This is a genomic window from Sunxiuqinia rutila, assembly GCF_050589705.1.
GTDB lineage: Bacteria > Bacteroidota > Bacteroidia > Bacteroidales > Prolixibacteraceae > Sunxiuqinia > Sunxiuqinia rutila.
Window position 1 is genome coordinate 184,836 of the sequence record NZ_JBNGOT010000002.1, and the last position, 25,778, is coordinate 210,613.

The following is a 25,778-nucleotide window of genomic DNA, read 5'->3' on the forward strand; positions in this document are numbered from 1 at the left end:
GGTTATTTTTCGCTGCAAAATTCAGTCAGTACACCCAAGGTTGATTTCGGATGCAGAAAGCCGATGTTTAATCCTTCAGCTCCTTTACGTGAGGTCTGATCAATCAAACGGACACCATTGGCTTCAGCTTCTTTCAATGATTCGTTAACATTGTCAACGGCAAAAGCCAGGTGGTGAATGCCTTGACCTTTTTTCTCAATGAATTTGCCAATTGGTCCTTCAGGATCAGTCGACTCCAACAATTCAATTTTTGTGTCGCCAACTTTAAAGAAGGCTGTTTTCACTTTCTGATCTGCTACTTCTTCAATGGCATAGCATTTTAAGCCCAAAACCTTTTCATAGTAAGGAATGGCTTCCTCTAAACTGTTAACTGCAATTCCGATGTGTTCGATATGTGATACGCTCATGCTGATTTAATTTATGATGATTAATAAAGTATTTCTGCTTGCCTGTTTCAGGAGTGTTGCTCTTTTGGCGGACCAGACACATTGCTGCGAAAAGTCGGGGAAGAGTTACTTGGAGCTCCTAAAACAAAACGATCTGATTTCATTTTTCTTTCTTTGAAATATATTCAAACAAAAGACTCAAAAATTCGAAGTTGATTTAAAAAAATAAACTCTCTCTTTATTAAAAACATTAAAATACCAAAACAGGCAGGTCGAGCCTGCCTGTTGTTATGCATTATGCATTTTGTGTTTTTTGTATAAAGTGGAAATGAGAACCGAAGCGTTCATAGGCTGCTTTTTCCAATTCTTCACGGTGTTGTGGGTGAGAAATTGAAATAAGCAAACGTGCACGCTCTTGCAAGGTCTTTCCATATAAGTTAACGGCTCCCTGCTCGGTTACTACCCAGTGCATGTTAGCCCGGGTACTTACAACACCTGATCCTGGAATGAGGATTGGGCTGATTTTAGAGACCCCTTTGGCAGTTACCGATGGTAGAGCAATAATGGGCTTGCCACCTTTTGAATGGCCAGCACCACGGATAAAGTCAATCTGCCCGCCAACACCTGAATAGTGTTTAATACCAATTGAGTCAGCACAAACTTGTCCAGTAAGGTCAATAGCCAATGCTGAGTTAATGGCTGTTACTTTATCATTTTGTCGAATGACATGTACATTGTTGGTGTGGGCAACATCCATCATGGCTACCATGGGGTTATCGTCTACAAAGTCGTACAGGTTTTTGGTTCCCATCAAGAAAGAGGCTACCATTTTACCTTTATCAATCGCTTTGTGTTTTCCAGTAACCACTCCTTTTTCAACCAAAGGAAGAATACCATCAGCAAACATTTCGGTATGAACACCTAAGTCTTTGTGGTTGCCCAACTGAGCCAGTACTGCATTGGGGATTCCACCGATACCCATTTGCAGGCAGGCACCATCTTCAACCAACTCGGCTACATTTTTACCAATCTGAATATCCGTTTCAGTCAGTGGAGCCATGTCGTGAGCATAAAGCTCAATGTTATCTTCTACAAATAAATCGATCTCATTGATGTGGATCATGGCATCTCCCCAGGCTCTTGGCACATTCGGGTTAACGGCTGCAATAACAACATCAGCACACTCAATAGCCGCTTTAGTTGCGTCAACAGATGTTCCGAGTGAAACAAAACCATGCTTGTCGGGTGTTGACACCATAATCATGGCCACATTGACTTTCAGGTAACCTTCACGAATTAACTTTTGAGTCTCGCTCAGAAAAACCGGAATGTAATCGGCATAACCCGCTTGCGTTTGCTTGCGCAGGTTGGCTCCAACAAAGAATTGCTCGGAAACGAAAATTCCTTCAAATTCGGGGTTGGCATACTCAAGTTCTCCTTCCACGTGAATGTGTTGGATTTTAACGTCGTAGAGCTCTCCGGCGCGTCCACGCTCGACCATTGGTTTGATAAGCGTATGTGGTGTAACAGCCACACTACTTAAGTGAACACGATCTCCGGATTTTATAACTTTTACTGCTTCTTCAGGAGTAATGTATTTGATTTGCTTCATAATTGTGAATTAGAATAGATTGCGCTATAATTTTCGCGACCAAATATAAAAATTAAAACAGCAATCGTATGGCTTCAAATCTTATTTAAAAGGGGTCTAATTAATACGGCCCTCATTGTGAAGTTAATGTTAAGCGAAAAAATATTAACCTGTATTTTTATCATGTTTCTGGGGAGGATGAACTTTTTTATTATGAACCATGATTCATAATGTAATTTTAAAAGGGGACTAGTTGAGTGAGGGTGCTCATAGTCAGCTTGTAGCTTCTTGAGGCTTGTTTCGTTATGGAGTGTTTTTGCAGTGCTTTGTTTTTAGTCTTTTGGGATAGAACCTGAAAAGAAAACGCATTTTATGAATGCTAAAGGTTATTTGGATGTCCAATTCGGATTTGACATGAGATGCATCGGTAGCCAATGGTAAGCTTTACGAGGTATCTAATATATAGATAGGCAGGTGTTTTCAAAACTGGCTTTGATTTTTATATGTTGTCTGGCAAGCTTCAAGGCATTAAAACTCAGCTTGATCAACCATTTTTATGATATATTTGTTGAAACTAACAACACTAAAATCAGGAAACTATGGATGCTTCCAGCTTCAATCGCCGAAAATTTGTTGCTGCTTTATCGATGGGAACAGCACATCTTTTATTCTCAAACCCTTTATTGGCTTCTGGCAAAAACAGCTTTTCAACCGATCCGTTGCAGGCGATCAGGCTGGGGCAATCTGGCTTGGAGACGAGCTTAATTGGGATTGGGACTGGAGTACATGCCGGAGGGCGTACCGCTTTTTTGACCCGCCAGGACAAGAGCAAGAGCCTGGGCGTACTTCGGCATGCTTATGAGCGTGGAATTCGCTTCTTCGATTGTGCCGACAGCTACGGAACACATCCTTTAATGAAAGAAGCGCTGGAGGGAATGGCGCGTGAAAAAATTACACTTTGCTCAAAAATATGGGTTCGTCCAGGAGGTATTCCCGAACCTGAAAGGCCGGATGCGGATGTGGTGATTGACCGTTTCAGAAAAGAATTGAATACGGATTACCTTGACATGGTTCAGATTCATTGCATGGTGGATAGCGAGTGGACGGACACGCAAAAGCGACAGATGGATATTCTGCAAAAGCTAAAAGATAAGGGCATAGTTCGGGCTCATGGTGTTTCGGTGCATTCGTTGGATGCCATGAAAGCAGCTGCTGCGAGCGACTGGGTGGATATTGTCCATGTTCGAATTAATCCTTACGGTATTGCAATGGATAAGCCCGATCCGGCAGAAGTTGTTCAGGTTATTAATCAGCTTCATGAGAGAGGGAAAGGAGTTGTTGGGATGAAATTAGTTGGAAATGGAGAGTATCGGAACGACAGCGATAAAATCAATCACGCCCTGAAGTTTGTCCTTGGGTTGGGGTGTGTTGATATGATGATTGTTGGTTTTGAAACCACTGCCCAGATTGACAACTACCTTGACCGGACTAAAAATGCTTTAACCGATTTGGCCCGAAGTTAACTGTCTTTTGAAATGGAGTTTGACTAGCGTTTAAGGGAGGGCTGTTCCTTTGGCTCCCCACCAGTAAAAGCGTTGCATTTTTAGCCGTCCTTTTTGAACGGCGGGGTCTTCGCGCTCCAGCTATGGTTGCTACATCAAAAATGAGCAGTCCCCGATAATTTCCTCCATCCTGAAAAGGACCTGCCATAACAAGCTTTCCGGTTTTGGCCTACTTGTTTAAATGAGCCAGGTGCTGTTGTTGTATTTGATTGGCTTCCGTTGAATCCTGGCTACATTCGGGGCCAGCCAGAAGATACATAAACAAGTAACGTTTCATCACAAATGTGGTGTCTCCTTCAGTCATTTTGAATTCACGCTGAGCCAAAGCAGGTATTGTTAGTGCAAGAAATAAGGAGAGGTAAAGCAGTTTGAATTTTATGATGCCTTATTTTAGTTTGCTTTGAAAGGTCTTTCTGAATTTACTCAATTTAGGGGCAATAACAAACTGGCAATAGCCTTGGATGGGGTGGTTTTGGTAGTAATTTTGATGGTCGATTTCGGCTTTGAAAAAATTCTGCCAGGGACTAATTTCTGTTACTATCGGCGCATTAAATATTTTTTCATCATTGAGCTGCTGTTTCATGGTTTCAGCAAGCTGCTTTTGTTTTTCATTGTGATAGAAAATGACTGAGCGGTATTGCGTACCGATATCAGCTCCTTGCTGGTTCAGGGTGGTGGGATCATGGCTTGCCCAGAATACTTCCAATAGTTCCGGAAAACTGATTGTGGCAGGATCAAACTCAATTTCAACAACCTCAGCATGCCCTGTGCGTCCGGTTGTTACTTCCCGGTAGGAGGGATTGATAATTTCGCCTCCGGAGTAGCCCGAGACAACCGATTCAACGCCTTTCAGCTCTTTAAAAACGGCTTCGGTACACCAAAAACACCCCGCTCCAAATGTTGCTATTTCCATTGCTTTTTTCTTTGATTGATTAACTGTTAATTTTCTGGTTGCCTCGTCTTCTTTTTGGCAAAAGCAGGGCTGGGCTAATTGTCTAGCTTGATTCCAAACCGCCGCAAAAGTTTCTTTTCAAATTTCCAGAAGAAATCAAACTGCCCAAACAAGGTACCAAAAAAGATTAGCATGATCTGGTAAGCCGGAACAATGGTAAGAACATAAGTCACAGCAGTAAGCCAGAATGGCCATTCCGGCGAATAATCAACCAGGTGAAAGACCAACTTTCGTATGACAAGAGCACCACTTCCTGATATGGAAAAAACCAAGAAAATGAGGGCCAGCTGTATGTTTGACTCCACCTCCCATTTTTCTTTTAATCGTTTAAACATAGTTCATCTTTAGAGTTCACTTACTAAACAAGATTAGTGTCGATTGGTTGAAAAAAGCTTGTCTAAATAAGGCATTGCGCTCCCGCTGGGCTTCCCAGAAGATTCACGGTCAGGCCAATTGGTGCGATTGAAAAATGATGTAGCCGTAGACTCCAAAACGCAGAATTCGAAACAAGGCCAAGTTTAGGTATTTCTTCATGGGATATTCTGTAGTGCCAACCAACATGCTAATTAACGACCAGGGAAGGGGGGTAAGGGCTGCCGTGATAATTAGAAAGGAGCCATATTTACGAAACAAGGGCCAGTATTTACTAAAGAACTTGCGACCTAGAAAGCGAAACAAAACAACTTTGCGCAGGTAGCGCCCAATTAAAAATGCTAAATAACCTGCAGCGTAGGAAACGCCGGCGAAAAACAGGACGTTGGCGGTATAGTGCCAGACATCGCCTTTAAAGTAAGCCCAAAGCATAAAAATTTCGGGCGGGAACAGGCCGAATAATATTTCAGAGCCTATGTAGATGCTGTAGATAAGCATTGGGCGGCTGTAAAATCGTTCAAGCCAGATGTCGTGATTGTCAGCAACAATGTATTCCTTGGCAAGCAAATACAAGGCTGCCAAAATTGCCATCCAGAGTAAGCCCTTCAGAATATTGTTAAAAAGGAATTTTAACTTCACGCGTAAATTCATGCATTTTCGTTGTTTGAATCCCAATGCATCCTGACAGGCCTGGAATCTGGTTTTATGCACGGGAGAAGAGATGTGTTTCATTCCTTCTCAGGGGTGCATGTGTTAAATATTATCAATTTTTTCAGCCAGCTGATAGTCTTTGTCGGTTAATCCTCCCTTGCTGTGTGTGGTCAGGCTGATACTTACTTTTTTGTAGGCATGAATCAAGATATCAGGATGATGATCCATGCTTTCGGCTAATTCGCCGACTTTATTGACAAACCGAAGCGCTTCGGTAAAATTCTTAAATATGAACTCTTTCGTGATTTTCTCTGCTTCTTTATTCCAATTCATGATCGTCATTTTATTCTTGAAAACAAGCAGATTGTCACATAGTTCAAGCTTGATCAGGCTTTTAATTTTTTCAATAACCAAGCCATATTTTCACCTAGCGTTTTCATGATTTGCATCCCCTCGGCATCCTCCAGAACCGCTCCTTCCGGGCCTCCAAATGCAAAGTTCCAATAGCTTGAGCCGGGGATGATCATTTGGCTGATTAAAAAGAAATTGTTGAGTGTTTCGAAAGCATGCAACTCGCCGCCTCGTCGAACGGCTAAAACTCCGGCGCCAACTTTGCGTTTGAGCAAGTGGCCGTTGCCTCGGGTTACATAGCCGGATACGTCAATTAAAGCCTTCATTTCGGTGCTGACATCAGCAAAATAGACCGGCGAGCCCAGAATGATGGCATCGGCTTCAAGCATTTTTTCAATGCATTCGTTTATAGCATCATTTTTAATGTGACATCGTCCGTCTTTTACCTGGCGGCATTTGCCACAGGCGGTGCACCCATGTACCTGTTTGCCTCCAAGTTGGTAAAGTTCGGTTTCAATTCCTTCAGCCTGAAGCGGCTCGAAAACTTTCTGTATTAAAAGTTGAGTATTTCCGCGTTTCCGCGGACTTCCGTTAATTGCAAGTACTTTCACAAGTGTTTTTTTTGTTGATGTTAATGACTAAAAACGTAGGTGATCAGGTTTGCTCCCATTTGCAAGGCCTTTTGGCGAACCTCCGGTGGGTCGTTGTGCACTGACGGGTCTTCCCAGCCATCGCTTAAGTCCGACTCGTAGGTGTAAAAGCAAACCAGGCGCCCCTCATGAAACAGGCCAAAACCCTGAGGGGGCCTATTGTCATGTTCATGAATTTTGGGTAGGCCATTTTTAAATTTGAATTTTTGATTGTAAATCGGATGATTGGCTGGGAGTTCGGTAAATTCCTGATCAGGAAAAACCTTTTTCATCTCCCGCCTGATATAAGGATCAAGTCCATAATTGTCATCAATGTACAGAAAGCCGCCGGCTTCCAGGTAGGCACGTAGGTTGCGGCTTTCTTCCTCCGAAAAAATCAGATTGCCATGCCCGGTAATGTGCACCAGCGGATAATTGAATAGTTCAATGCTTCCCGGCTCAACAGTAGCGGGCTCTGGATCGATGCTGGTCTGAAGCTCCTGATTGCAAAATCGTATCAAATTTGGCAAAGCCGTTGGATCAGCATACCAGTCTCCGCCTCCTTTGTATTTGAGTAGGCCCAGCTTTAGATTGGGATTTTGGCCAAATAGAAGAAGGGCAGGAAGCAAAAATAGTAATGTCAGACAGCTTGTTTTCATAGCCAGTTATTGAAAAAAACAAAGGTAATAAGAAAGTGGAATTTTTCGGAATTAGCTAAGCTGGATTGCCAGTTGGTTTTTGAAGGGCATTTAAGCATTATTCTTTATTGATCTGCAATTGTTGTAAGTGGCTTTAAAATAGCTTGTTTTTGTAGCAGTTGAGCGATTGCGATTTGCTGTTGCTGAAATAGGGTGCTCTTTCTTAAAACTGATTTCGCTTCGAGCTGTTATCTTTGGGGTGTATAAACAAGCAAAGAAAGAATGAAAAAGAGTTTTACTACCCGATCACTTCATGTTCCGTTTCCGCGGAATGATGCGCATAGAGCGCTGGACATGCCCGTTTATGAAACTGTTGCTTATGAGTTTGATTCTTCGGAAAGCATGTCGGCCAATTTCAGAGGCGAGCTTCCGGCACATGTTTATTCACGAACAAGTAATCCAACAGTCGAATATTTCGAGCAGAAGATGAAGGCGCTGACCGGAGCGCATCAGGTGTTGGCTGTTGCATCGGGGATGGCTGCCATCAGCAACACAGTTCTGTCGGTTTGCAAAAGTGGCGACAACATTATTTCAGGCAATCATCTGTTTGCCCATTCTTTCTCTTTGCTTGATCAAAGTTTACGAAACTATGGCTTGGAAACACGGTTTGTTGATACTACCCAATCGCATTTGGTGGAGCGACTGATTGATGAAAATACCCGGGCAATTTACTTTGAAACAGTTACCAATCCGCAGTTGGAGTTGGCAGATATTTCAAAACTGTCGGCCATTGCGCGCAAATATAATTTGCTGTTAATAGCAGATAGTACCATTACTCCTCCGGTCGTTTTTAATGGCCGCTCTCTAGGAGTCGATATCGAAGTGATGTCAACGACCAAGCATATTTCTGGTGGAGGTACGTCCTTTGGAGGGGTGATTCTGGATCATGGAAACTATGACTGGTCGCTTAACCCAAACCTGAAATCACTGACAGAAAAGTTTGGGAAAGATACTTTTATGGCTCGTTTGCGGAAAAATTATTTCCGAAATACGGGGAGCGCAATGTCTGCACACACTGCTCACTATCAGATTCTGGGACTCGATATGCTGGAACTTCGTTTCGAGCGTTCGTATAGCAGTTGTATGAAGTTGGGTGAATTTTTGACCCGGCATCCCAAGGTTTGTGGGCTTACTTATCCCGGGCTGAAAGGTTCCAAGGATTATGAGTTGGCCGTAACTCAGTTTCAGGGAAAGCCAGGAACGATCCTGACATTTGAGCTGGAGTCGGAAAAGGCGTGCTTTACCTTCATGAATCATCTGCAAATGATTCGCCGTGCAACCAACTTGAACGACAACAAATCGTTGATTATTCATCCTTGGTCAACCATTTTTGTGGAGTTTTCGGAGAAGGACAGAAAGGCCATGAAAATCAGCCCAACGGCCATGCGTTTGTCAGTGGGGATAGAGGCTGCGGAGGACTTGATTGAGGACATTGAGGAGGCCCTGAAAGCAATAGCATAAAGGCGTTTAAGCAGGCCGGTAGGGGATGTTGAAGAAAAAGCAGGATCCTTTGTCTCTTTCTGATTCAAGGCGGATCGTTCCATCAAGCATCTCAACATAGGCTTTGGAGATCGAAAGTCCAAGGCCTGCACCTTCGTAGGCTTTGGAAACCGATATGTCAGCCTGAACGAAACGATTGAATATCGCAGCTTGTTTTTGGTCTGAAATACCAATGCCTGAGTCTTTGACGAAAAAATGAAGCTGATTACTTTCGAGTTTACAACCAAACTCAACCCAGCCGGCTTTGGTGTACTTCAGCGCATTGTTCAGCAGGTTGGATAAAATGGCAAAAAGCTTTTCCTGATCGGTATAAATCAAGGTATGTTTCTCCGGAAGAGGCTTCGTGCAACGAAGAAGAAGGTTCTTCCTTTTGGCCATGGGTGAAAAGAAGGTCAGCAGACGCTGGAACTCTTCATTGACATTGACTTTGGAACTAACGACTTTCATTTGGCCGGATTCAATCTTTGAAATATCGATGATTTGATTGATCAGGTTTAGCATGCGTTGGCCGCTTTCTTCAATGACTTTGATGTATCGCTGTTGCTCCCTTTCTTCTAAAAAAGGTTCTTTTAAAAGGCTGGCAAATCCAAGAATACCGTTCATTGGAGTTCTTATTTCATGACTGATATTGGCCAGGAAAGCGGACTTTAACCGATCGCTCTCTTCTGCGTGATTCTTGGCTTCAATGAGTTCTTGTTCAGCGCGCTTTCGTTCGTCAATATCTCTCATGGAGCCCTCTATTCCGATTAAGGTTCCATTGTCGTCAAATAGTTTGTGCGCATTTAGCGAAACGTACTTAATGGCGCCTTTTTTCGTTTTTAGCCGAACTTCGTAGTCCCAAGCTTCCAGATGTTGCTGAATTTCCTCGATCAGGAAGTCATATTCTTCTGGATGTTCAAAAAAATGAAAGGCATGATGACCGATCAACTCAGAAGGGGAGTAGCCAATCATGCGAGATATGGAAGGGCTTACTTCTAGAAAATGGTTATGTGTATCAATCTGGAAAAATACATCCTGAATATTTTCAAAGATCTTACGGTATTTCTCTTCGCTTTGCCTGAGATTTTCTTCGGCTTTTTGTTTTTGCTTTTTCAGTTCGGTTTCAGCCAAGGCTTGTTTGATGGCCGGACTTAGTCGTTGAAGATTCTGTTTCAGGAGGTAGTCATTGGCCCCAACTTTTAACATTTCAACAGCTATCTCTTCGCCCAGAGTGCCTGAAACAATGATAAACGGAGTTTCAGGATAGTGTTCGGCGCATAATTGCAAAGCGGCAATCCCATTGTATCCGGGTAAATGATAATCAGCCAGAATAATATCAAAACTGGCTTGTTGTAAAGCTTTTTCAAAATCAGCTTCGCTATCCACGCGGGTGTAGTCGATACGCCAGCCATCTCTTTTCAGAGCCATCAACACCAGTTCAGAGTCTTCGGGTGTGTCTTCCAGATGAAGTATTTTTATCGGATTAACTTTGACATTATTGGTACTTGCGGGAACCTGAGCAGTGTCATTCCCCGAAGAGTTAGTATTTTTACCTGTGTTTTTTTGATTGTAGTTTTCCTTCTCCATTACCTGTATTTTGCGCTTTATTCATAGCAATTACTGCTGTAATTCCAACACCTTCTATCTTAAGCCGATTTAATCTTTGTCCTATTGAAAGACTAGTCAGCAATATTTCCTTTCTTGTTCTTCTTGTTTAAGCACACGCACAAGTAGGATTAATCTTCGATGTAAATTCTTGAAAGGATGGTATAAAAAACTGTCAAGTGTGAAAATAATCCTTGTCAACCAAATATAATTAATCCGTATGTAATTTGCTATTAATCAGGCAGAAGTTTTTGCCTGAATGTCGTCAGCAGGAGAACAATTACAAAAAAGAAGTGGGTGTATTCTAAAAACGCTTATGAGAATAAAATTCGTAAAATTTAATTTATAGATAAATAACATGAAAGAGCCCTGTTTATTCCGAAGGATTGTTGTGAAGGGTGTTTATAGGCTAAGATCCTTATTGACTGGTTGGTGCAAAAAAAAGCGGGTTACCATCGTCATGATAACCCGTTGTCCATAATTTAGTTTAGTTAGACCAGAAAATAATTATTGGTTTAAAAGAGAAAAGGTATCTATAATTATTTCATTTAAAAGCACTTGTTTTTAAATGCTCTGCTAATATAGCATATATTTCATTCCAATATTAAAAAAACCTTAAAATTTCTTAACAAATAGAAAACACAGCCGATTTCGGCTATTATAAATAATTGTTTTTCAGGGTGTAAAAAATGCCAATATGTTATAGAATATATTTGCATTTATAACCAGCATTTTCGGAAAATGAGCAAAAAAGGGCTGAACAGTTTACTTCTGCCAGTAGAGAAACACATTTAAAGATGCGCTACTCCTATATGGAAGGATTTTTTATCTTTGCAGCAAAATTTAGCAAGATGCATTTGTATAACCGATACAGTAAAAAGGAGTTGACCAGGCGCTTGAATGAAGAGACTTTCAAGCGAAGAACGATTTCATTTTACCGCTATGTAGCGATTGATGAGCCTCAGGAGTTCCGGAATGAGCTTTATTTTCAATGGGATAAGCTTGGATGTTTGGGGCGCATCTATGTGGCCCGGGAAGGAATTAATGCCCAGATGAGCGTGCCGGAGCAAGCCTTGCCTGCATTTCTGTCGCATTTGGAAGAAATGGAGCAGCTCAAGGCTATGCCGATCAAGTATGCCATTGAGGATGACGGTAAGTCATTTTATAAGCTGACCATTAAAGTGCGTCCGAAAATTGTGGCCGACGGCTTGGACGAACGTGCTTTTGATACCACCAATGTTGGAACCCATTTATCGGCGAAAGAATTTCATGATCTGGTTGATCAGCCGGACGTTTTGCTGGTGGATATGCGCAACCATTACGAGAGTGAGATTGGCCATTTCAGAGGAGCTATTTGCCCTGAGGCGGATACTTTTCGCGAAGAAATTGAAATGGTTGTCAATGATTTGAAGGAGCAAAAAGAGCGTAAGATCCTGTTGTATTGTACGGGAGGTATACGTTGTGAAAAAGCAAGTGCCTATTTGAGACACCATGGTTTCAGCGATGTTAACCAACTGCATGGAGGTATTATTGAGTATGCCCGGCAAATTAAACAGCTTGATCTTGAGTCAAAGTTCATAGGTAAAAACTTCGTTTTTGATCAGCGCTTGGGGGAAACGGTCAGTGGGGAAGTGATTGCCCACTGTCACCAGTGCGGACGTAAGTGCGATACGCATACCAACTGCGCCAATGACTTGTGTCACATCCTCTTTATTCAATGCGAGACCTGTGCTCTGCAATACGAAGGCTGTTGCACTAGTGAGTGTCAGTCGGTATTGCATGCCACGGAAGAAGAGCGCTTGTTGCACGTTCAAACTTTCAAACGTAAATTTGGCAACCGAAAAAGTTTTCGAAAAAGCATTGATAACCGGCTAAAAACAGAAAGCCAAAGCGCAACCGTTGAGCATGACTAATTTTTGGAAAGAGATAAAAGCTCCAATCATGGCCTTGGCGCCTATGGAAGATGTTACCGACACTTCATTTCGTGAGTTGGTAGCCCGCATTTCATATCCCGAATGTTTACATCTTTTGTTTACTGAGTTTACGGCAGTAGACGGAATGAATCATCCGAAGGGGAAGGAAAGGGTTTCAGAGCGCCTGATTGTGAGTAAAAGTGAACGGGAAGTCCTGAAGGAAAAAGGGATTAAACTGATTGCTCAGATTTGGGGGAACAAACCAGAAGTTTTCCATAAAATTACCAAGGAGATTTCGGAAGAGTATGATTTTGATGGGATAGACATTAATATGGGCTGTCCGGTTAAAAATGTGGTAAAACAAGGATCATGCAGTGCACTGATCGATCAGCCTGCTTTGGCGCAGGAAATTATTCTGGCTTCGAAAGAAGCAACCAAGCTACCTGTTTCAGTAAAAACAAGAACCGGAATCAGACAACACGAAACGGAGCGCTGGATTAATCAATTGCTGGAGACGAAACCGGCCGCCATCACGCTGCACGGGCGCATACAAAAGCAGCAGTCGGATGGTGAAGCCAATTGGGATGAAATAGCCAAAGCTGTGGATTTGCGCGATGCTTCAGGGCTTGAAATTCCTGTTTTGGGCAATGGCGATGTGCTTTCCTACGCCCAGGCCGTAGACTATACGCAACAGTATGGTGTTGATGGGGTCATGATTGGACGAGGGATTTTTCACAATCCCTGGTTTTTCAATTCAACTCCGCAAAATCCTACCCGGGAAGAAAAACTGGAACAACTTGTTTTTCACACCCGCTTGTTTGAGGCCAACTGGGGAGGTGTAAAGAATTTCAATATCCTTAAACGGTTTTACAAAATCTATGTCAATGGGTTTGAAGGTGCTGCCCATTTGCGCACCAGCCTAATGGGCGCTAATTCATTTGCCGATGTTTATCAGTTGATTAGCGCCCAGGTTCAATTCGCTGATTTCACTCAATCTTAATGCGAGCAACTTTGATGTTCAGTACAAATTGAAAGGTCTGCCGGAAAGTCTTTCGCTTTCCATTTGGCAATAACTTCTTCTATCGTTCCCTGGAAACCGGGGATTACCTCAATATGTTGAGACTTCAACTTATTAATGGCGCCTTGTCCAATTCCTCCTGCCAAAAGCAGTTGAACGCCCTCGCTGGCTAGCTCCTCGGCCAGGTTGCTTTTGCAGCCGCAACTTTTATCGGTTGCTTTCGGACTCACCCGGATTATCTCAAGCTGTTCGTTTAACTCAACAATGGTTAAATATTCGCAATGACCAAAGTGGTTATCAATGCTGTTCTCTTTTGAAGGGATTGCTATCTTTATCATCTTTTTTATGATTAATTTTTGTTTATTTTCGTTGCAAAATTCGATACAAATATAATGAACTTAGGTTCACAATAAAGAGAAAAATGAACATGAGACGTTTTTTGAGGAAATGGCATCGGGATTTAGGGTATTTCATTACAGGAATCTTGTTGATTTACGCCGTTTCAGGGATCGCGCTAAATCATCGGAAAGATTGGAATCCCGATTATTCTGTTGTTTCTGAATCCATTCAGTTTGAAAAAGGGGAGTGGAAAACATACAGTTCAGATGAAATCGGGCAGCTTTTGCAGCAATTTGAGGCAGCCCCGGTTTACAAAAAGCACTTTAACAGCGACGAGGGTGTGGTGAAAGTATTTGTTGAGAACGGAATGGTTATTTTCGACCCGACAGGTGGGCAAGCCAAGTTGGAGCTGCTGCTGAAACGGCCGGTCTTTTATCACATCAATAAGTTGCACATGGCTGCTACCTTAAAAGCCTGGGTGTGGGTTTCCGATGTATTGGCTGCCATTCTGATTTTTGTGGCCTTGTCCGGCTTATTTATCTTAAAAGGCCAAAATGGTCTAACAGGCAGAGGTTTGTGGCTTACGCTGCTGGGGATTCTGCTTCCGCTGTTTTTTATTGTATTTTATATATCTTGATCATCAAAAGAAAAACCACTACGTATGAGAAGACTAAGCTTTATTCTGGCGATGCTGCTGATTGGCTCGGCATGCCAGCAAACCTCGAAAAAGTCGGAAGCGGCTTCCGAAGAATTAACTGTATTTACTGTTGATGAAATTCAGCAAAAAGGCGATGCATTTGTTGGAAAAGAAGTGCTGATAACCGGTATGGTATCGCATGTTTGCAAGCACGGTGGCGAGCGTTGTTTCCTGATGGGAAGTAGCGAAGATGCAACCATTCGTGTTGAAGCCGGCAATCAAATTGGTTCATTCAATCAGGAGCAAATGGGCAGCGACCTGAAAGTGAAGGGAATTTTGCAGGAAATCAGAATTGACGATGCCTATGTGGCTGAAATGGTTGCAGAGCTGGAAGAAGAAGGAGTTGCCAGCAACGAAGATCATGCCTTAGGCCATGACGGCGAAGGTAATCATGAAGTGGACGGAGGTAACCACAACCGGGATCAGCTGGAGCAAATTGCTGAAATGCGGGAAAAGATTGAGGCTACCGGCAAAGGCTATTACTCCATTTTCTATTTGGATGGGATTACAAGCGAAGAGCTGCAATAAATTATTCGAAGGCTGCATCATTTGCAGCCTTTTCTATTTCTTTTCAGCAACAAAGCTTAGCGAAACCGAATTAACACAATGGCGTGTGTTTTTCGGAGTAAACCCTTCGCCTTTAAAAACATGCCCCAAGTGTCCACCACATTGGGCGCAGGTTATTTCAGTTCGTCTGCCGTCTGCATCAAGTGTCTGGTGGACTGCTCCTTCAATTTCATCGTCAAAACTGGGCCAACCACAGCCCGAGTCAAACTTGTCGGTCGATCGGTACAGTGGTGCATTACATTGCCTGCAGCAATAGGTTCCGGTCTCCTTATTTTTGTAATATTTCCCGGAAAAGGCCGGTTCAGTTCCTTTGTACCGGATTACATGCTCTTCAAATGGATTCAAGGGATTTAGTTTCATTGTTATTCTTTTTTAGGCCTTGGTGGCCATTTTTCTGCTTTATTTAAACGAGACAGCTGGATTTATGAATTTGTTTAGTCAGATATGTTAAAAGTAAGGTATCTTGCAGCCGCAAACAAAAACAACCCATTTAAAACGCCTCATGGATATACCAATTATTTTTCAGGATGACCATTTACTGGTGGTGAATAAACCTGTTGATTTACCTGTGCACAAAAATGATTTTATGCCGCACGATGCTCCATACCTGACCAAGTTGATTGGCGATGAAACCGGTCAGTGGATTTATAACGTGCATCGGCTGGATTCAAAAACATCGGGCCTGATTATTTTGGCCAAATCCTCAGAGGTGGCGCATGATTTAACCCTTCAGTTTGAGCGCAAGGAAGTTGTAAAGGAGTACGCCACTATTGTGCTGGGAGAGGTAGCCGAGGAAGGTGTTTTTGATGAGAAAGTGGTGGTAAAGAAAAAAAGCAAATTCAAGAAAAGTGCGTTGACGCGTTTTCAGAGAATACGTACGGTTCAAACTGCCATTTCTTATAAGGAGCATACCAATGTGTGCTTGAGCTTGGTTCGCGTGCTGCCCGAAACCGGTCGCTGGCATCAAATCAGGCAGCATTTTGCTAAAAACCGGCACGACATTGTGGGTGATTCGCATCATGGCGACTTTACTCTGAACAAGTTGATAAAAGCCGAATGGGGTTTTAACCGCCTTATGCTGCACGCCTCCAAATTGGGCTTTACCCATCCGATTACCTGTGAAAAGCTTGAGTTTGAGGCAACACTCCCGGAGGAGTTTGAACAGTTACTTGAAGCTGTGGCAATCAAATAAATTCATAGCGGAGAACTGGCAAGGTGTGTTGTGCCCGCCTAAATGGGAAGTAAATACAAAAACGAAAAGAAATGACACACCGAGCCACCCAAAATAAACAAGTGAAAAACCAGGTGAAAAAACGGTACTTTGGGAAATAAGTAAAACAAGGCACCCACTGTGTAGCTCAGCCCACCAGCCAGCAAAAACCAAAGAGAAACTGGGGGTACGTTTTTGATCATAGGCACAATGGCGAACACGATTAACCAGCCCATCGCGACATAAAGCCAAGCTGACAGGTTGCGCCATTTGGATGAATAGAACCAGATTTTAAATACAATTCCTGCAACAGCCATTGACCAGATCAAGCCAAAAATGGTCCAGCCAATCCAGCCGCGAAGGGCAATCAGCGATATTGGCGTATAGGAGCCGGCAATCAAAATGTAAATGGCTGAATGGTCAAAACGGTTCAATTTTGCTTTTAGCCGCGGATTTTTAACGCTGTGAAAAAGGGTAGAGGCCAGGTAAAGCAACACCATGCTGGCGCCGAACACGGCAAAACTTACAATGTGCCAGACGGTGCCATAAAGTGCCCCGAAAACCGTTAAAAGGCTTACTCCGGCAATAGCCAATGCAACACCAATTCCGTGTGAAACCGAATTGGCAATTTCCTCAGCCCGAATCAATTGTTTTCCTTTTCTTCTCACCATGCTTATTCGTTTGATTTCCACTTTTTAATTGGGGTATTTGGTCCTGTTTCTTACTGTTGACAAGACCTGCAAAGGTATTAATTGTTCTTTTTGAATGGTAGCTGCAGGGCTTATTTGCCATCGCTTTTCATTAAGATCAGGCCTAAGTTCATTGGACTTCAGTTTGTTGTGTCGTAACGCTTAAGTGTTTCTTATGCTTATTGGTTTACAGCTTTCTTGCAGTCTGAACTTCTGAAAAATGAAAGACAGGAAGTGTGGCGTCTTGCCGGTGATGGAGATTTGATTATTAGTGGTTTAATAAGGGCTGCATTTTTTGATTGCTTTCCAATGGATTTTTAAAAGAACATAAAAAGCAGATGATTCCACCTTTTTTTTTCGAAAGGAGTTACAATCTGCTTTTCATGGGTAATTGGTTGGAAGTTGCTTGCTAAACGGCAGCAATAACGCGCTCCAGCCGACTGGTAATGTCCTCGGCAATTGTAGTCAGTTTCTGATTTTCCACCGCCATCATCGAGGCGATGGGGTTTACAGCAGCTACTTCAACCTTTTTATCCAAGGTTTCCTGAACAATTACATTGCAAGGAAGCATAGTGCCAATTTTATCTTCGGCTTGCAAGGCCTGGTAGGCCGCCGGAGGATTGCAGGCTCCAAGTATGCGGTATTTTCTAAAGTCGACATCCAGCTTCTCTTTCAATTTATCATGAATGTCGATTTGTGTTAACACACCAAAACCTTCTTTTTTCAGTTCATCCGTTACTTTTTCAACGGCCTGGTCAAAGGTGTAGTTCGTAATTTTTTCAATGTAGTACTTCATGTGCATTTTTGTTTTATGGTTTTTAATCTGTTTGGTTTTCCAGGACGAAATGGGCTGAGAAAGAATTCGTCATTTGTTCATTTCAGTCAATACTGTTAACGATTTTCACTTCTATTTGTTTAGGCTTCTTTACAAAGGCTTAACATAGCTGTAAACGAAGGGATTTGGGATCTCTGATCCGGGCTTAATTCTTGTTTGCCAGACTGAGGAGTAGCTTCAACCTGTAAGTTTTCAGCCCGGACTGAACTTATGTCCTTCCATCGATAAGGTATTGGTAATATTAAATCGGCGGCTTATAAGCAGTGCTGAAGAGTGCGATCAACCTAAGTAAGATTTAAATGCTACCTTTGCGCCCTTTATTTATCATCCCATCATTTCTAATTCAGTTTATTTTTAGGTGGGAACAAAAATTAGTGAATGACATTATTTGAAGAACTAGGAATTATTGAGCCTATCTTAAAGGCATTAAACGAAGAAAAATATACAGAACCAACACCCATACAAGGAAAAGCGATCCCAATTATTTTGCAACGCAAAGATGTACTGGGAAGTGCACAAACAGGAACCGGTAAAACAGCCGCTTTTTCAATTCCAATTTTACAACATCTTTTTCAAGAACAGCGCCAGCGAAACCATCAGCGTGCCATAAGGTCGCTGATTATCACTCCAACACGTGAGTTGGCCATACAGATTGGTGAGAGTTTATCGACCTATGGAAGATATACCGGCCTTAAGAATACGGTTATTTTTGGAGGCGTAAAGCAGGGGGCGCAAACCAATGCCTTGCGCAATGGGGTAGATATTTTAGTAGCAACTCCCGGGCGTTTGCTTGACTTGATGGACCAGGGATTTATCAAGCTGAACCACATTGAATATTTTGTACTGGACGAAGCCGACCGCATGTTGGATATGGGCTTTGTTCATGAAATACGGAAGATTATTGCCAAGCTTCCGACAAAGCGACAGTCGTTGTTTTTCTCGGCTACCATGCCTAAAAACATCATGGAGCTTTCGACCAAAATTCTGCATAACCCGGCCAAAGTAGAGGTTAGTCCGGTGTCGTCAACGGCGGAAACGATTAGTCAGTATTTGTATTACACCAACCGGGCAGATAAAAACAATTTGTTGGTACACATTCTGAAAAACCAGGACTTGGACCAGGTGTTGGTGTTTTCACGTACGAAACACGGAGCCGATAAAATTGTCCGTTATCTGAAAAAACATGGTGTCGAATCGGCTGCTATTCATGGCGATAAAGCCCAGAATCAGCGTCAAAAAGCTTTAGCTAAATTCAAAGATCGGGAAATTCGGGTGTTGGTAGCAACTGATATTGCTGCCCGCGGAATTGATATTGATAGGTTGAAGTATGTTATTAATTATGATATTCCTAATGTGGCAGAAACCTATGTTCACCGGATTGGACGATCGGGTAGGGCTGGTGACGAAGGGATTGCTATTTCGATGTGCGAACCAGAAGAAAACGAGTACATCAGGGATATTGAGCGCTTGATTAAACGTAAAATTGATCAGGTGAAGGATAATCCGTTTCCACAAACCGACAAGCCAATGACGGCCAATGAAAAGAAAGCCTTTGAAAAGGAAAAAAGGCAGCGTAGGCAAGAATTCTTTGCCAACAGAAACAAAGCACAAAATCGCTCATTCCGACGATAAACAAAGAAAGAAGCCTTGCAAGGGCTTCTTTCTTTGTTTAATGGGATTATTAAATAGAAGGATTGTCCAGTTTAAAGGAGCAATCCTTCCTTTATTTCAGATGGATTAAAGTTTCTTCCCGATGTAGAATACGTAGCCATAAAAGGCTTTGTACTTTTGGTATAGTTTTTCTTCATGGCGTTGGTTGGCAATAAACGCTTCTGCAGTTTGATTCCCGGCATGTTTTTTCAGAAAGGCTTCCTGTGCTGCAATTTGTGGCTTGTAAAAATGATCAAGCCAACACGTTTCAGGCAATATAAAACTAGCCACTGGAACATAGCCCGCATTTTGCATTTGAGCTACCTTATGGGGAATGGTGTCAATCTGAGGGTAGGCATCCTGCCAAAACTGGTCGATTTCGGCAGGGCGCTCGTCTGTAAACCACGACACTTCGGAGACAGCAATAAAACCGCCTGGTTTCAGAAATTTGCGCCACTCCTTTAGTCCCTGTTCAAAGCCAATATTGTAGATTGCTCCTTCAGACCAAATCAGGTCCAGTTCTTCTTTCTGAAAAGTGAGCTTGTCCATTGAGCCAACAAGTCCTTTTACTCGATGCTGTAGGTTCAGCCTGCTAGCATTTTGATTGAACAAGTCAATAAACAGTGGAAACAAATCAACGCCGGTAATTTGTCCGGGCGCGTGCTGCGCCAAAACCATGGTTTGTCCGCCAGTGCCGCAACCAATATCCGCAATACGCGATTCATCGGTTAGGTGATCGACAAAACTCAGGGCTTTTAGCGTCACTCCCGGGCTGCCAGGGCCTTGTCTGTCGATACTGGAAAAATACTCGCAGATTAGATTGAAGTCGAAATCGTGAATGGATGTATTATCGTTACTCATTGATGTTTGATTTTTAAAGGATTGAAACCATGCCCGATGAATTATCTGATTGGTGGGGTAGGCCTCAAAATGTTATTACAAAAAAGACATGAAAATACCTCCGACAAACTTATGCCTGAGTTTAGATACGGGATAACCTGAGACAACATGTCAAAGGTTATTTACCAGACCAGATCCATTTCAATTTTAAACATCAAACGTCTTTAGAATTGGTTAAAGGTAGAATTTTTTCCCGAAAACCTTGTTGGGTTAATATCAAGATCAGCTTAAATATAGGGAGTAATCATAAAATAAACCTTATCAGCTAGATCATTTCAGCAACAAAATACCAGGCCATCATGCCCGATACGATGAGCTTGAGCAGGGTTCCTGCCAGAAAGCCAAGGAATGATCCCAGGCCGGAGCGAAAAGCCTCGTGCGACTGTTTCCCGCTGCTCAATTCGCCCAGTACGGCTCCCAGAAACGGCCCGATAATAATGCCAAAGGGAGGGAAAAATACCATGCCGACAACTAAGCCAATGATACTTCCCCAAACACCGCGCTTGCTTCCGCCAAACTTTTTAGTTCCCCATATCGGAATAAAATAGTCGAGCAGGTAAACCACCACAGTAATAACAGCCCAAAGAATTAAAAAACGGCTTGAAAAGTGGTATCGCCCGGTAATATGCAGCAGCAATAAACCAATATAACTGAGTGGAGGACCGGGCAATACGGGAACAACGGCTCCCAAAATACCACTAATCAGAAACAGGATGCCCAAGACAATTAAAACGTAATCCATTATGAAGAAAGCTGTTTGTTTGATTTATTTGAAAAGGTGGCCAGCAAGCCGATAACAACCAGGCTGAAACCGGCTACCAGGTAGCTGATTGTTAATTGGTCTTCCTTTTCAAGCAAGAAGAAGGAAAACTGGGTCATTTCTTCCCAGTATTCAATGGAAAGCAAAACCAGCAGATTATTGATGGAGTGCCCGATAATGCAGGCAAAGATATTTCGGGTAATGACCATAACCCAGCCCAGGAGCAGCCCAAGCAGGAAGGTGGCTGGAAATTGCCAGGGGTTTAAATGAAACAAGGCGAAGAACAGGGCCGAAACAACAATCCCAACGATTTTAGGGTAGTTTCGCATAAAACCATGCATAATGACGCCACGAAAAATGAGTTCTTCAACAATGGGGGCAACAACAGCCACTTTAAGCAAGGCTCCCCAAAAACCGAAGTCATTTTCAAAAATCCGTGCGAAAAGCTCCCAAAACCAAGGCGGAGCCGGAAACACACGCTCGACTTCCCGGTTGATTTCTCCAAGAAACACATGAGCCGCTGCAAGAAATGTCAGGATTGGAATAAAGATAAGCAGGTTGAATCGTTTAGCCGGAAACAGCCTGCTGATTTTAGTTTGGGCTTTTCGGTAAGCAAAATACAGTATGAACAATATGGATCCGAGTGAAAGAACAATTTTTTTGATGGGGTGCGATAAATACTCGGTGCCATGATAATAGTCCCAAATGGCCAACGGAAAATCAACAACCGTTTGAATAAAGATGTAAAGGATAACCAAATGAGCGGCTCCTAAAATCGTTGGATAATGGCGTATTTGAGTTGAATTCATAGGTCAAATAAAACTTGCTCTAAAATAGCGGACTTTTCGATAAAAAGAAACAGGGCTGACGATTATTAGCAATCCCCGTCTGACTTCCTTCAACAGGATGTCGTCATAAATGTTTTTATAGTTAGGTGAAAGTATCTCTTCCATTATTGGTAATAAGGGCTTTCCTTAACTTCGGGAAAAGACTATCTTTGTTGGGTAATTGATTCTAGAAAAGTTGTCATTTAAGAGCCTGTTGACACAGAGGAAGAAAAACTTTTTGATTTTTAAACCATTAGTTGTTGAAAAAACCAAGAAAAAAAACCGAAACAATTTGATTTTTACAAGAAAAAACGCTTATTTTGCGAACTGTTTGAAAAATGTGTGATTCTGAATAAAAAATAAGACAATGTCAAAAGTTTGTCAAGTTACCGGAAAAAAAATGATGGTGGGAAACAATGTTTCACACTCAAAAAGAAGAACAAAACGTCGGTTTTTCCCGAATTTGTTCAAGAAGAAATTCTATCTTCCAGAGGAAGATCGTTGGATTTCGTTAACTGTTTCTGCAGCAGGTATCCGTACTATTAACAAAAAAGGATTAACTGCCGCATTAAAAGAAGCTAAAGAAAAAGGATTCGTAACGAATATTTAAAAGCGTAAACAATGGCTAAAAAAGGAAATAGAGTCCAGGTTATTTTGGAATGCACCGAGCACAAAGAAAGTGGTGTGCCCGGAACATCAAGGTACATTTCAACGAAAAACAGGAAAAATACGCCTGATCGTTTGGAGTTGAAAAAGTACAACCCAATTTTGAAAAAAGTAACTGTTCACCGCGAAATTAAATAAATTGAGATATGGCTAAGAAAGCAGTTGCATCATTGCAAAAAGGTGCCGGTAAAGGTTTTGCCAAAGTAATTAAAATGGTAAAATCAGAAAAAACCGGAGCATACACATTTCAGGAAGAAATCGTTCCTAATGAAATGGTTAAAGACTTCTTTAAAAAATAAAGATATTAGTTTGACTTAACGGAAAAGCTTCCATCATTTGATGGGAGCTTTTTTGTTTGTATACCTTTGGCTTGTTGTGTGATTAGGGCCTGTAAGTATTACTTGGGCGACTTTTCCGGAAGGAATTTCCAGTAGCGTTGGGGCATGTGTTGACGTTGCAGCTTAGGGTTCTTTCGTTCCTTGATGTTGATGCTGTCAAAATAGTTTTTCCAGAGTCTTTGATAATTGACTTCATTTTCCTGCAAGAGATTGGCGTCTACTTTCCCATCCCATGCCGAAAAATTCTGTTCTGAAAGAACGATTTCCTGTGTTGTTTTCAAATCGTAATAGAAGCCATAATTTCGCTTGATGTCATAAATGATCCACTGCTGATCGGCAAAACGATTTTTAAAATGGTGAAGAACAAAAGGCAATACATCGAAAGCAGGCTCAACGGGGGCGAAGTAGATGCCATCTTTGGTTTCCTGAAATCTTACAAATTCAAGTAGCCGGGCTGTTTCCTGCAGTACCTGGCGTTCAATTTTTTTGAGTTGAAGTACATCGGCATCTCCGTAATCGGTTTCAATGCTAAAATTGTTGTCAAACAAACGACAAATGAAACGGTAAAGCATCATCTCAATGCCGGGTTGTTCTGATAGAAAAGTTCGGTAGGGCAAATCTTTATTGCGCCGATGGAGTTTTTTCTGCAGGCCTTTCCAAACCCTTTCTGCCTGTTTTTCATCGGTTGAAATGAATTGTTTTTCGGCAAACAGGATTTCTTGAAAAGCCGCTTCCCTGCAGATGTTTGCAGGGCTTAGGTTTTGCTGGTAACATTGAAAAATTACACTTAAGAAGCCTTCAAAACTTCCATCGTAAACCAAGTAAGTCATAGCATCAGTTTCTAAAATGAAGTTGTTTGGGAGTCTTGCTCATTCCCGTTTGAGGAGGAAATAGCATGAGCTGGGTGTCGCCAGCCTTTCTGCGTTTCATTAGGCTTTCAGCAATAATGTGGCTTTTTAGCTGCGCCGGATCCCAATCAGTCATTCGAGCAGGTAATTCGTTGCAGGTAATAAAGTACTGCGCACGCTTTAATACAACGCCTATTTTTTTGAGGTGGTAGCTCGTTAAGTGACGAAAGCGGCGGGCATCTACAATCATTCTGGCAGATTGCACACCTATGCCGGGGACCCGCAGGATCATGTGATAGTCGGCCTTATTGATATCAACCGGAAACAGGTGCAGGTTGCGGATGGCATAAGCCAGTTTGGGATCAACGTCCAAGTCGAGAAAGGGTTGTTCGGGACTCAATATCTCATCAGCAGAGAATTCATAAAAACGCATCAGCCAATCGCTTTGGTAAAGCCGGTTTTCCCGAACAAGTGGGGGAGTCTGAATGGCCGGCAACCGTTGGTCGTATTCATTGACGGGCAGGTAGCCCGAGTAGTACACGCGTTTCAGCTTTTGACGTTGATAAAGGTTGGAGGACAATTGCAGGATTTGCCGGTCGCTTTCGGGGCTGGCACCAACAATGAGCTGAGTGCTTTGGCCGGCTGGTGAAAATTTCGGTATATGCCTGAATTTTCGGCGTTCATCTTTGTATTGTTGGATTCCCTGATGAATCTGGTTCATGGGTTGCAATACGCTTTGAAAATCTTTTTCCGGAGCCAGCTTCTTTAGTTGCTGTTCGGTTGGAATTTCAATATTAACACTTAGCCGATCAGCATAGTGTCCGGCAGCCTGTATCAGCTCTTGACTGGCACCCGGAATGGCTTTCATGTGAATGTATCCGTTGTAGCGCTCTTCCAAACGTAATTTTTTAGCTACCAGCATCAGGCGTTCCATCGTATAATCCTGATTCTTAATTACCCCGGAACTCAGAAAAAGCCCTTCAATGTAATTTCTTCGGTAAAAGCCGATGGTCAAATCAACAACTTCCTGCACGGTAAACGTGGCACGCGGACGATCGTTGGTGCGTCGGTTAATGCAATAGGCGCAATCGTAAATGCAATGATTCGTCATCAGAATCTTAAGCAAGCTAATGCACCGCCCATCGTCGGTAAAGCTGTGGCAAATGCCAGCCGCTACCGAATTTCCAACTCCTCCTGGCGTATTTCTTCTGCTGCTTCCACTCGAAGAGCAGGAAACATCATATTTAGCAGCATCTGCTAATATTTTTAGTTTTTCCTGAACTTTTTGAGTCATCTTGCCTTATCTTTACCCGTTAATTCAAGGATTCTGGCTCCTTATTGTTATTACAAAAATACTAATAATATTAGTATGTGCTAATATTTTTGGTAATTTTGTTAGGAAAGATATGATGGATTTTATAAAAAATTGAAGGTGTGAATTTCTTAGCTCAGAATATTAAATACTTACGCAGGAAAAAGAAGTGGACGCAACAGCAACTTGCGGACGAACTGGAGGTAAAACGTGCCTTAATAGGTTCTTATGAAGAGGGGAGAGCAACGCCCAAGATCCCGGTAATACAGCGTTTGGCGGCTTTGTCTGAATCAACCATTGATCGCCTGCTTGATACGCCCTTGGAGGCAGAGCGGGCCCTAAGCAAGGCCATGCCACGGATATTGCCCATTGTGGTGGATCAGGATAATGAAGAACTTATACCAATTGTTCCGGCTAAGGCGTCGGCTGGTTACCTGAGCGGTTTTGCCGATCCGGAATATGTGGGAGCATTGCCCCGTTTTTATATGCCTATTCCCGAATTGTCGAGAACTGCTACTTATCGGGTTTTTCAGGTTCGAGGGGATAGTATGTTACCCGTAACACCCGAATCTTATCTTTTTTGCGAGTATGTTTCGGATATCAATGACCTGCGCGAAGGGCAACCGTATGTTTTAATCACCAGGGAAGAGGGACTGGTTTACAAACGGGTATTCTTCACTGCTAATAATCAACTGCTGTTGAAGTCAGACAATTCGGCTTACGAACCTTATTCGCTTGAGATGGAGCAGGTGCTGGAGCTCTGGAAAGCGATAGGTGTTTTGAGTTTTGAGTTGCCAAAGCCCGAAAATATTGAAGCCGCGCATATTTCATCTGTTTTGAATGAGGTGAAAGAAGAAATTAGAAGGCTTCGAAAGTCATAGTTTAGCCTTCTTGTTAAGTCTTTCACATCCTCGCTGATTTAATTAAATTATA

At 42.5% G+C, this 25,778-nt stretch carries 31 protein-coding genes; 12 read left to right on the forward strand and 19 right to left on the reverse strand.

The window, feature by feature from the left end; all coding sequences use genetic code 11:
• Positions 1–2: 2 nt before the first annotated feature.
• Both mce and ACRD6K_RS02625 read right to left on the reverse strand, forming a co-directional pair.
• The gene (mce, locus tag ACRD6K_RS02620) at positions 3–407 is read right to left on the reverse strand and encodes a methylmalonyl-CoA epimerase (RefSeq protein WP_299577696.1); all 405 of its coding nucleotides are present in this window, start codon (positions 405–407) and stop codon (positions 3–5) included.
• A gap of 274 nt (positions 408–681) precedes the next feature.
• Positions 682–1,998 carry an acetyl-CoA hydrolase/transferase family protein gene (locus tag ACRD6K_RS02625; RefSeq protein ID WP_430971959.1) on the reverse strand — a complete coding sequence of 439 codons (1,317 nt, stop codon included), beginning with the start codon at positions 1,996–1,998 and terminating at the stop codon, positions 682–684.
• 578 nt (positions 1,999–2,576) lie between these two features.
• Here ACRD6K_RS02625 and ACRD6K_RS02630 point away from each other — a divergent pair.
• On the forward strand, positions 2,577–3,500 hold the full coding sequence (locus ACRD6K_RS02630; RefSeq protein WP_430971960.1) for an aldo/keto reductase: 924 nt from the start codon (positions 2,577–2,579) through the stop codon (positions 3,498–3,500).
• A 208-nt stretch (positions 3,501–3,708) separates the two neighbouring features.
• Here ACRD6K_RS02630 and ACRD6K_RS02635 read toward each other — a convergent pair whose 3' ends face one another.
• The 7 genes from ACRD6K_RS02635 to ACRD6K_RS02665 all read right to left on the reverse strand — a co-directional run bounded on the left by ACRD6K_RS02635 (position 3,709) and on the right by ACRD6K_RS02665 (position 7,153).
• On the reverse strand, positions 3,709–3,864 hold the full coding sequence (locus tag ACRD6K_RS02635; protein WP_430971961.1) for a hypothetical protein: 156 nt from the start codon (positions 3,862–3,864) through the stop codon (positions 3,709–3,711).
• 60 nt (positions 3,865–3,924) lie between these two features.
• Positions 3,925–4,452 (reverse strand): peptide-methionine (S)-S-oxide reductase MsrA, encoded by a 528-nt coding sequence (gene msrA / locus ACRD6K_RS02640; RefSeq protein WP_430971962.1) that lies wholly within the window; start codon positions 4,450–4,452, stop codon positions 3,925–3,927.
• Positions 4,453–4,526: 74 nt separating this feature from the next.
• On the reverse strand, positions 4,527–4,826 hold the full coding sequence (locus ACRD6K_RS02645) for a DUF6787 family protein (RefSeq protein ID WP_299577700.1): 300 nt from the start codon (positions 4,824–4,826) through the stop codon (positions 4,527–4,529).
• A 109-nt stretch (positions 4,827–4,935) separates the two neighbouring features.
• On the reverse strand, positions 4,936–5,514 hold the full coding sequence (locus ACRD6K_RS02650; RefSeq protein ID WP_430971963.1) for a VTT domain-containing protein: 579 nt from the start codon (positions 5,512–5,514) through the stop codon (positions 4,936–4,938).
• 102 nt (positions 5,515–5,616) lie between these two features.
• A complete protein-coding gene (locus tag ACRD6K_RS02655; RefSeq protein ID WP_430971964.1) occupies positions 5,617–5,847 on the reverse strand; it encodes a 4a-hydroxytetrahydrobiopterin dehydratase in 231 nt (76 codons plus the stop codon).
• Between the two features lie 53 nt (positions 5,848–5,900).
• Complete coding sequence (locus tag ACRD6K_RS02660) at positions 5,901–6,476, reverse strand: flavodoxin family protein (protein WP_299577703.1); 576 nt, start codon at positions 6,474–6,476, stop codon at positions 5,901–5,903.
• Positions 6,477–6,496: 20 nt separating this feature from the next.
• A complete protein-coding gene (locus ACRD6K_RS02665) occupies positions 6,497–7,153 on the reverse strand; it encodes a DUF4159 domain-containing protein (RefSeq protein WP_299577704.1) in 657 nt (218 codons plus the stop codon).
• Positions 7,154–7,414: 261 nt separating this feature from the next.
• Here ACRD6K_RS02665 and ACRD6K_RS02670 point away from each other — a divergent pair, with 261 nt between their 5' ends.
• The gene (locus ACRD6K_RS02670; RefSeq protein ID WP_430971965.1) at positions 7,415–8,653 is read left to right on the forward strand and encodes an aminotransferase class I/II-fold pyridoxal phosphate-dependent enzyme; all 1,239 of its coding nucleotides are present in this window, start codon (positions 7,415–7,417) and stop codon (positions 8,651–8,653) included.
• 6 nt (positions 8,654–8,659) lie between these two features.
• On the opposite strand, the gene ACRD6K_RS02675 is transcribed toward ACRD6K_RS02670, so the two are convergent.
• Positions 8,660–10,258 carry an ATP-binding response regulator gene (locus ACRD6K_RS02675; protein WP_299577706.1) on the reverse strand — a complete coding sequence of 533 codons (1,599 nt, stop codon included), beginning with the start codon at positions 10,256–10,258 and terminating at the stop codon, positions 8,660–8,662.
• Between the two features lie 869 nt (positions 10,259–11,127).
• On the opposite strand from ACRD6K_RS02675, the gene trhO reads away from it, so the two are divergent.
• On the forward strand, positions 11,128–12,189 hold the full coding sequence (trhO, locus tag ACRD6K_RS02680) for an oxygen-dependent tRNA uridine(34) hydroxylase TrhO (protein ID WP_299577707.1): 1,062 nt from the start codon (positions 11,128–11,130) through the stop codon (positions 12,187–12,189).
• On the forward strand, positions 12,182–13,189 hold the full coding sequence (locus ACRD6K_RS02685) for a tRNA dihydrouridine synthase (protein WP_299577708.1): 1,008 nt from the start codon (positions 12,182–12,184) through the stop codon (positions 13,187–13,189). The genes trhO and ACRD6K_RS02685 overlap by 8 nt, the downstream gene beginning before the upstream one ends.
• On the opposite strand, the gene ACRD6K_RS02690 is transcribed toward ACRD6K_RS02685, so the two are convergent.
• Positions 13,186–13,545: a NifB/NifX family molybdenum-iron cluster-binding protein gene (locus tag ACRD6K_RS02690; protein ID WP_430971966.1), complete on the reverse strand. Its 360-nt coding sequence runs from the start codon at positions 13,543–13,545 to the stop codon at positions 13,186–13,188. The two genes, ACRD6K_RS02685 and ACRD6K_RS02690, sit on opposite strands and share 4 nt — an antisense overlap.
• Positions 13,546–13,634: 89 nt before the next feature.
• On the opposite strand from ACRD6K_RS02690, the gene ACRD6K_RS02695 reads away from it, so the two are divergent.
• Together ACRD6K_RS02695 and ACRD6K_RS02700 are read left to right on the forward strand one after the other, a co-directional pair.
• The gene (locus ACRD6K_RS02695; RefSeq protein WP_430971967.1) at positions 13,635–14,183 is read left to right on the forward strand and encodes a PepSY-associated TM helix domain-containing protein; all 549 of its coding nucleotides are present in this window, start codon (positions 13,635–13,637) and stop codon (positions 14,181–14,183) included.
• Between the two features lie 24 nt (positions 14,184–14,207).
• Positions 14,208–14,771, forward strand: a complete 564-nt coding sequence (locus ACRD6K_RS02700) for a hypothetical protein (RefSeq protein WP_299577711.1) — start codon at positions 14,208–14,210, stop codon at positions 14,769–14,771.
• A 33-nt stretch (positions 14,772–14,804) separates the two neighbouring features.
• Here ACRD6K_RS02700 and ACRD6K_RS02705 read toward each other — a convergent pair whose 3' ends face one another.
• Entirely contained in the window at positions 14,805–15,170 is a 366-nt protein-coding gene (locus ACRD6K_RS02705; RefSeq protein ID WP_299577712.1) for a methionine-R-sulfoxide reductase, read from the reverse strand.
• Between the two features lie 142 nt (positions 15,171–15,312).
• Here ACRD6K_RS02705 and ACRD6K_RS02710 point away from each other — a divergent pair, with 142 nt between their 5' ends.
• Positions 15,313–16,002: an RluA family pseudouridine synthase gene (locus tag ACRD6K_RS02710; protein WP_299577713.1), complete on the forward strand. Its 690-nt coding sequence runs from the start codon at positions 15,313–15,315 to the stop codon at positions 16,000–16,002.
• 38 nt (positions 16,003–16,040) lie between these two features.
• On the opposite strand, the gene trhA is transcribed toward ACRD6K_RS02710, so the two are convergent.
• Positions 16,041–16,691: a PAQR family membrane homeostasis protein TrhA gene (trhA, locus tag ACRD6K_RS02715; protein WP_430971968.1), complete on the reverse strand. Its 651-nt coding sequence runs from the start codon at positions 16,689–16,691 to the stop codon at positions 16,041–16,043.
• Positions 16,692–17,118: 427 nt separating this feature from the next.
• Entirely contained in the window at positions 17,119–17,505 is a 387-nt protein-coding gene (locus ACRD6K_RS02720; RefSeq protein WP_430971969.1) for a DUF302 domain-containing protein, read from the reverse strand.
• 417 nt (positions 17,506–17,922) lie between these two features.
• On the opposite strand from ACRD6K_RS02720, the gene ACRD6K_RS02725 reads away from it, so the two are divergent.
• A complete protein-coding gene (locus tag ACRD6K_RS02725; protein WP_299577716.1) occupies positions 17,923–19,176 on the forward strand; it encodes a DEAD/DEAH box helicase in 1,254 nt (417 codons plus the stop codon).
• Between the two features lie 105 nt (positions 19,177–19,281).
• Here the strand turns inward: ACRD6K_RS02725 and ACRD6K_RS02730 are convergent, their stop codons facing one another.
• The 3 genes from ACRD6K_RS02730 to ACRD6K_RS02740 all read right to left on the reverse strand — a co-directional run bounded on the left by ACRD6K_RS02730 (position 19,282) and on the right by ACRD6K_RS02740 (position 21,663).
• Complete coding sequence (locus tag ACRD6K_RS02730) at positions 19,282–20,055, reverse strand: class I SAM-dependent methyltransferase (RefSeq protein ID WP_430971970.1); 774 nt, start codon at positions 20,053–20,055, stop codon at positions 19,282–19,284.
• Between the two features lie 304 nt (positions 20,056–20,359).
• Positions 20,360–20,836: a DUF456 domain-containing protein gene (locus ACRD6K_RS02735; protein WP_430971972.1), complete on the reverse strand. Its 477-nt coding sequence runs from the start codon at positions 20,834–20,836 to the stop codon at positions 20,360–20,362.
• Positions 20,836–21,663: a CPBP family intramembrane glutamic endopeptidase gene (locus tag ACRD6K_RS02740; RefSeq protein WP_430971973.1), complete on the reverse strand. Its 828-nt coding sequence runs from the start codon at positions 21,661–21,663 to the stop codon at positions 20,836–20,838. The genes ACRD6K_RS02735 and ACRD6K_RS02740 overlap by 1 nt, the downstream gene beginning before the upstream one ends.
• A gap of 385 nt (positions 21,664–22,048) precedes the next feature.
• Between ACRD6K_RS02740 and rpmB the strand changes: the two genes are divergently transcribed.
• The 3 genes from rpmB to ACRD6K_RS02755 are packed head-to-tail and all read left to right on the forward strand — an operon-like array spanning position 22,049 to position 22,646.
• A complete protein-coding gene (gene rpmB, locus ACRD6K_RS02745; protein ID WP_299577720.1) occupies positions 22,049–22,291 on the forward strand; it encodes a 50S ribosomal protein L28 in 243 nt (80 codons plus the stop codon).
• Between the two features lie 11 nt (positions 22,292–22,302).
• A complete protein-coding gene (gene rpmG / locus ACRD6K_RS02750) occupies positions 22,303–22,485 on the forward strand; it encodes a 50S ribosomal protein L33 (RefSeq protein WP_299577721.1) in 183 nt (60 codons plus the stop codon).
• Positions 22,486–22,493: 8 nt separating this feature from the next.
• Positions 22,494–22,646 (forward strand): DUF4295 domain-containing protein, encoded by a 153-nt coding sequence (locus ACRD6K_RS02755; RefSeq protein ID WP_299577722.1) that lies wholly within the window; start codon positions 22,494–22,496, stop codon positions 22,644–22,646.
• Between the two features lie 98 nt (positions 22,647–22,744).
• Here the strand turns inward: ACRD6K_RS02755 and ACRD6K_RS02760 are convergent, their stop codons facing one another.
• Positions 22,745–23,515: a TIGR03915 family putative DNA repair protein gene (locus ACRD6K_RS02760; RefSeq protein ID WP_430971974.1), complete on the reverse strand. Its 771-nt coding sequence runs from the start codon at positions 23,513–23,515 to the stop codon at positions 22,745–22,747.
• Positions 23,516–23,519: 4 nt separating this feature from the next.
• On the reverse strand, positions 23,520–24,827 hold the full coding sequence (locus ACRD6K_RS02765; RefSeq protein WP_430971975.1) for a putative DNA modification/repair radical SAM protein: 1,308 nt from the start codon (positions 24,825–24,827) through the stop codon (positions 23,520–23,522).
• Positions 24,828–24,967: 140 nt separating this feature from the next.
• On the opposite strand from ACRD6K_RS02765, the gene ACRD6K_RS02770 reads away from it, so the two are divergent.
• Positions 24,968–25,726 (forward strand): helix-turn-helix domain-containing protein, encoded by a 759-nt coding sequence (locus ACRD6K_RS02770; RefSeq protein WP_430971976.1) that lies wholly within the window; start codon positions 24,968–24,970, stop codon positions 25,724–25,726.
• Positions 25,727–25,778: the final 52 nt, after the last annotated feature.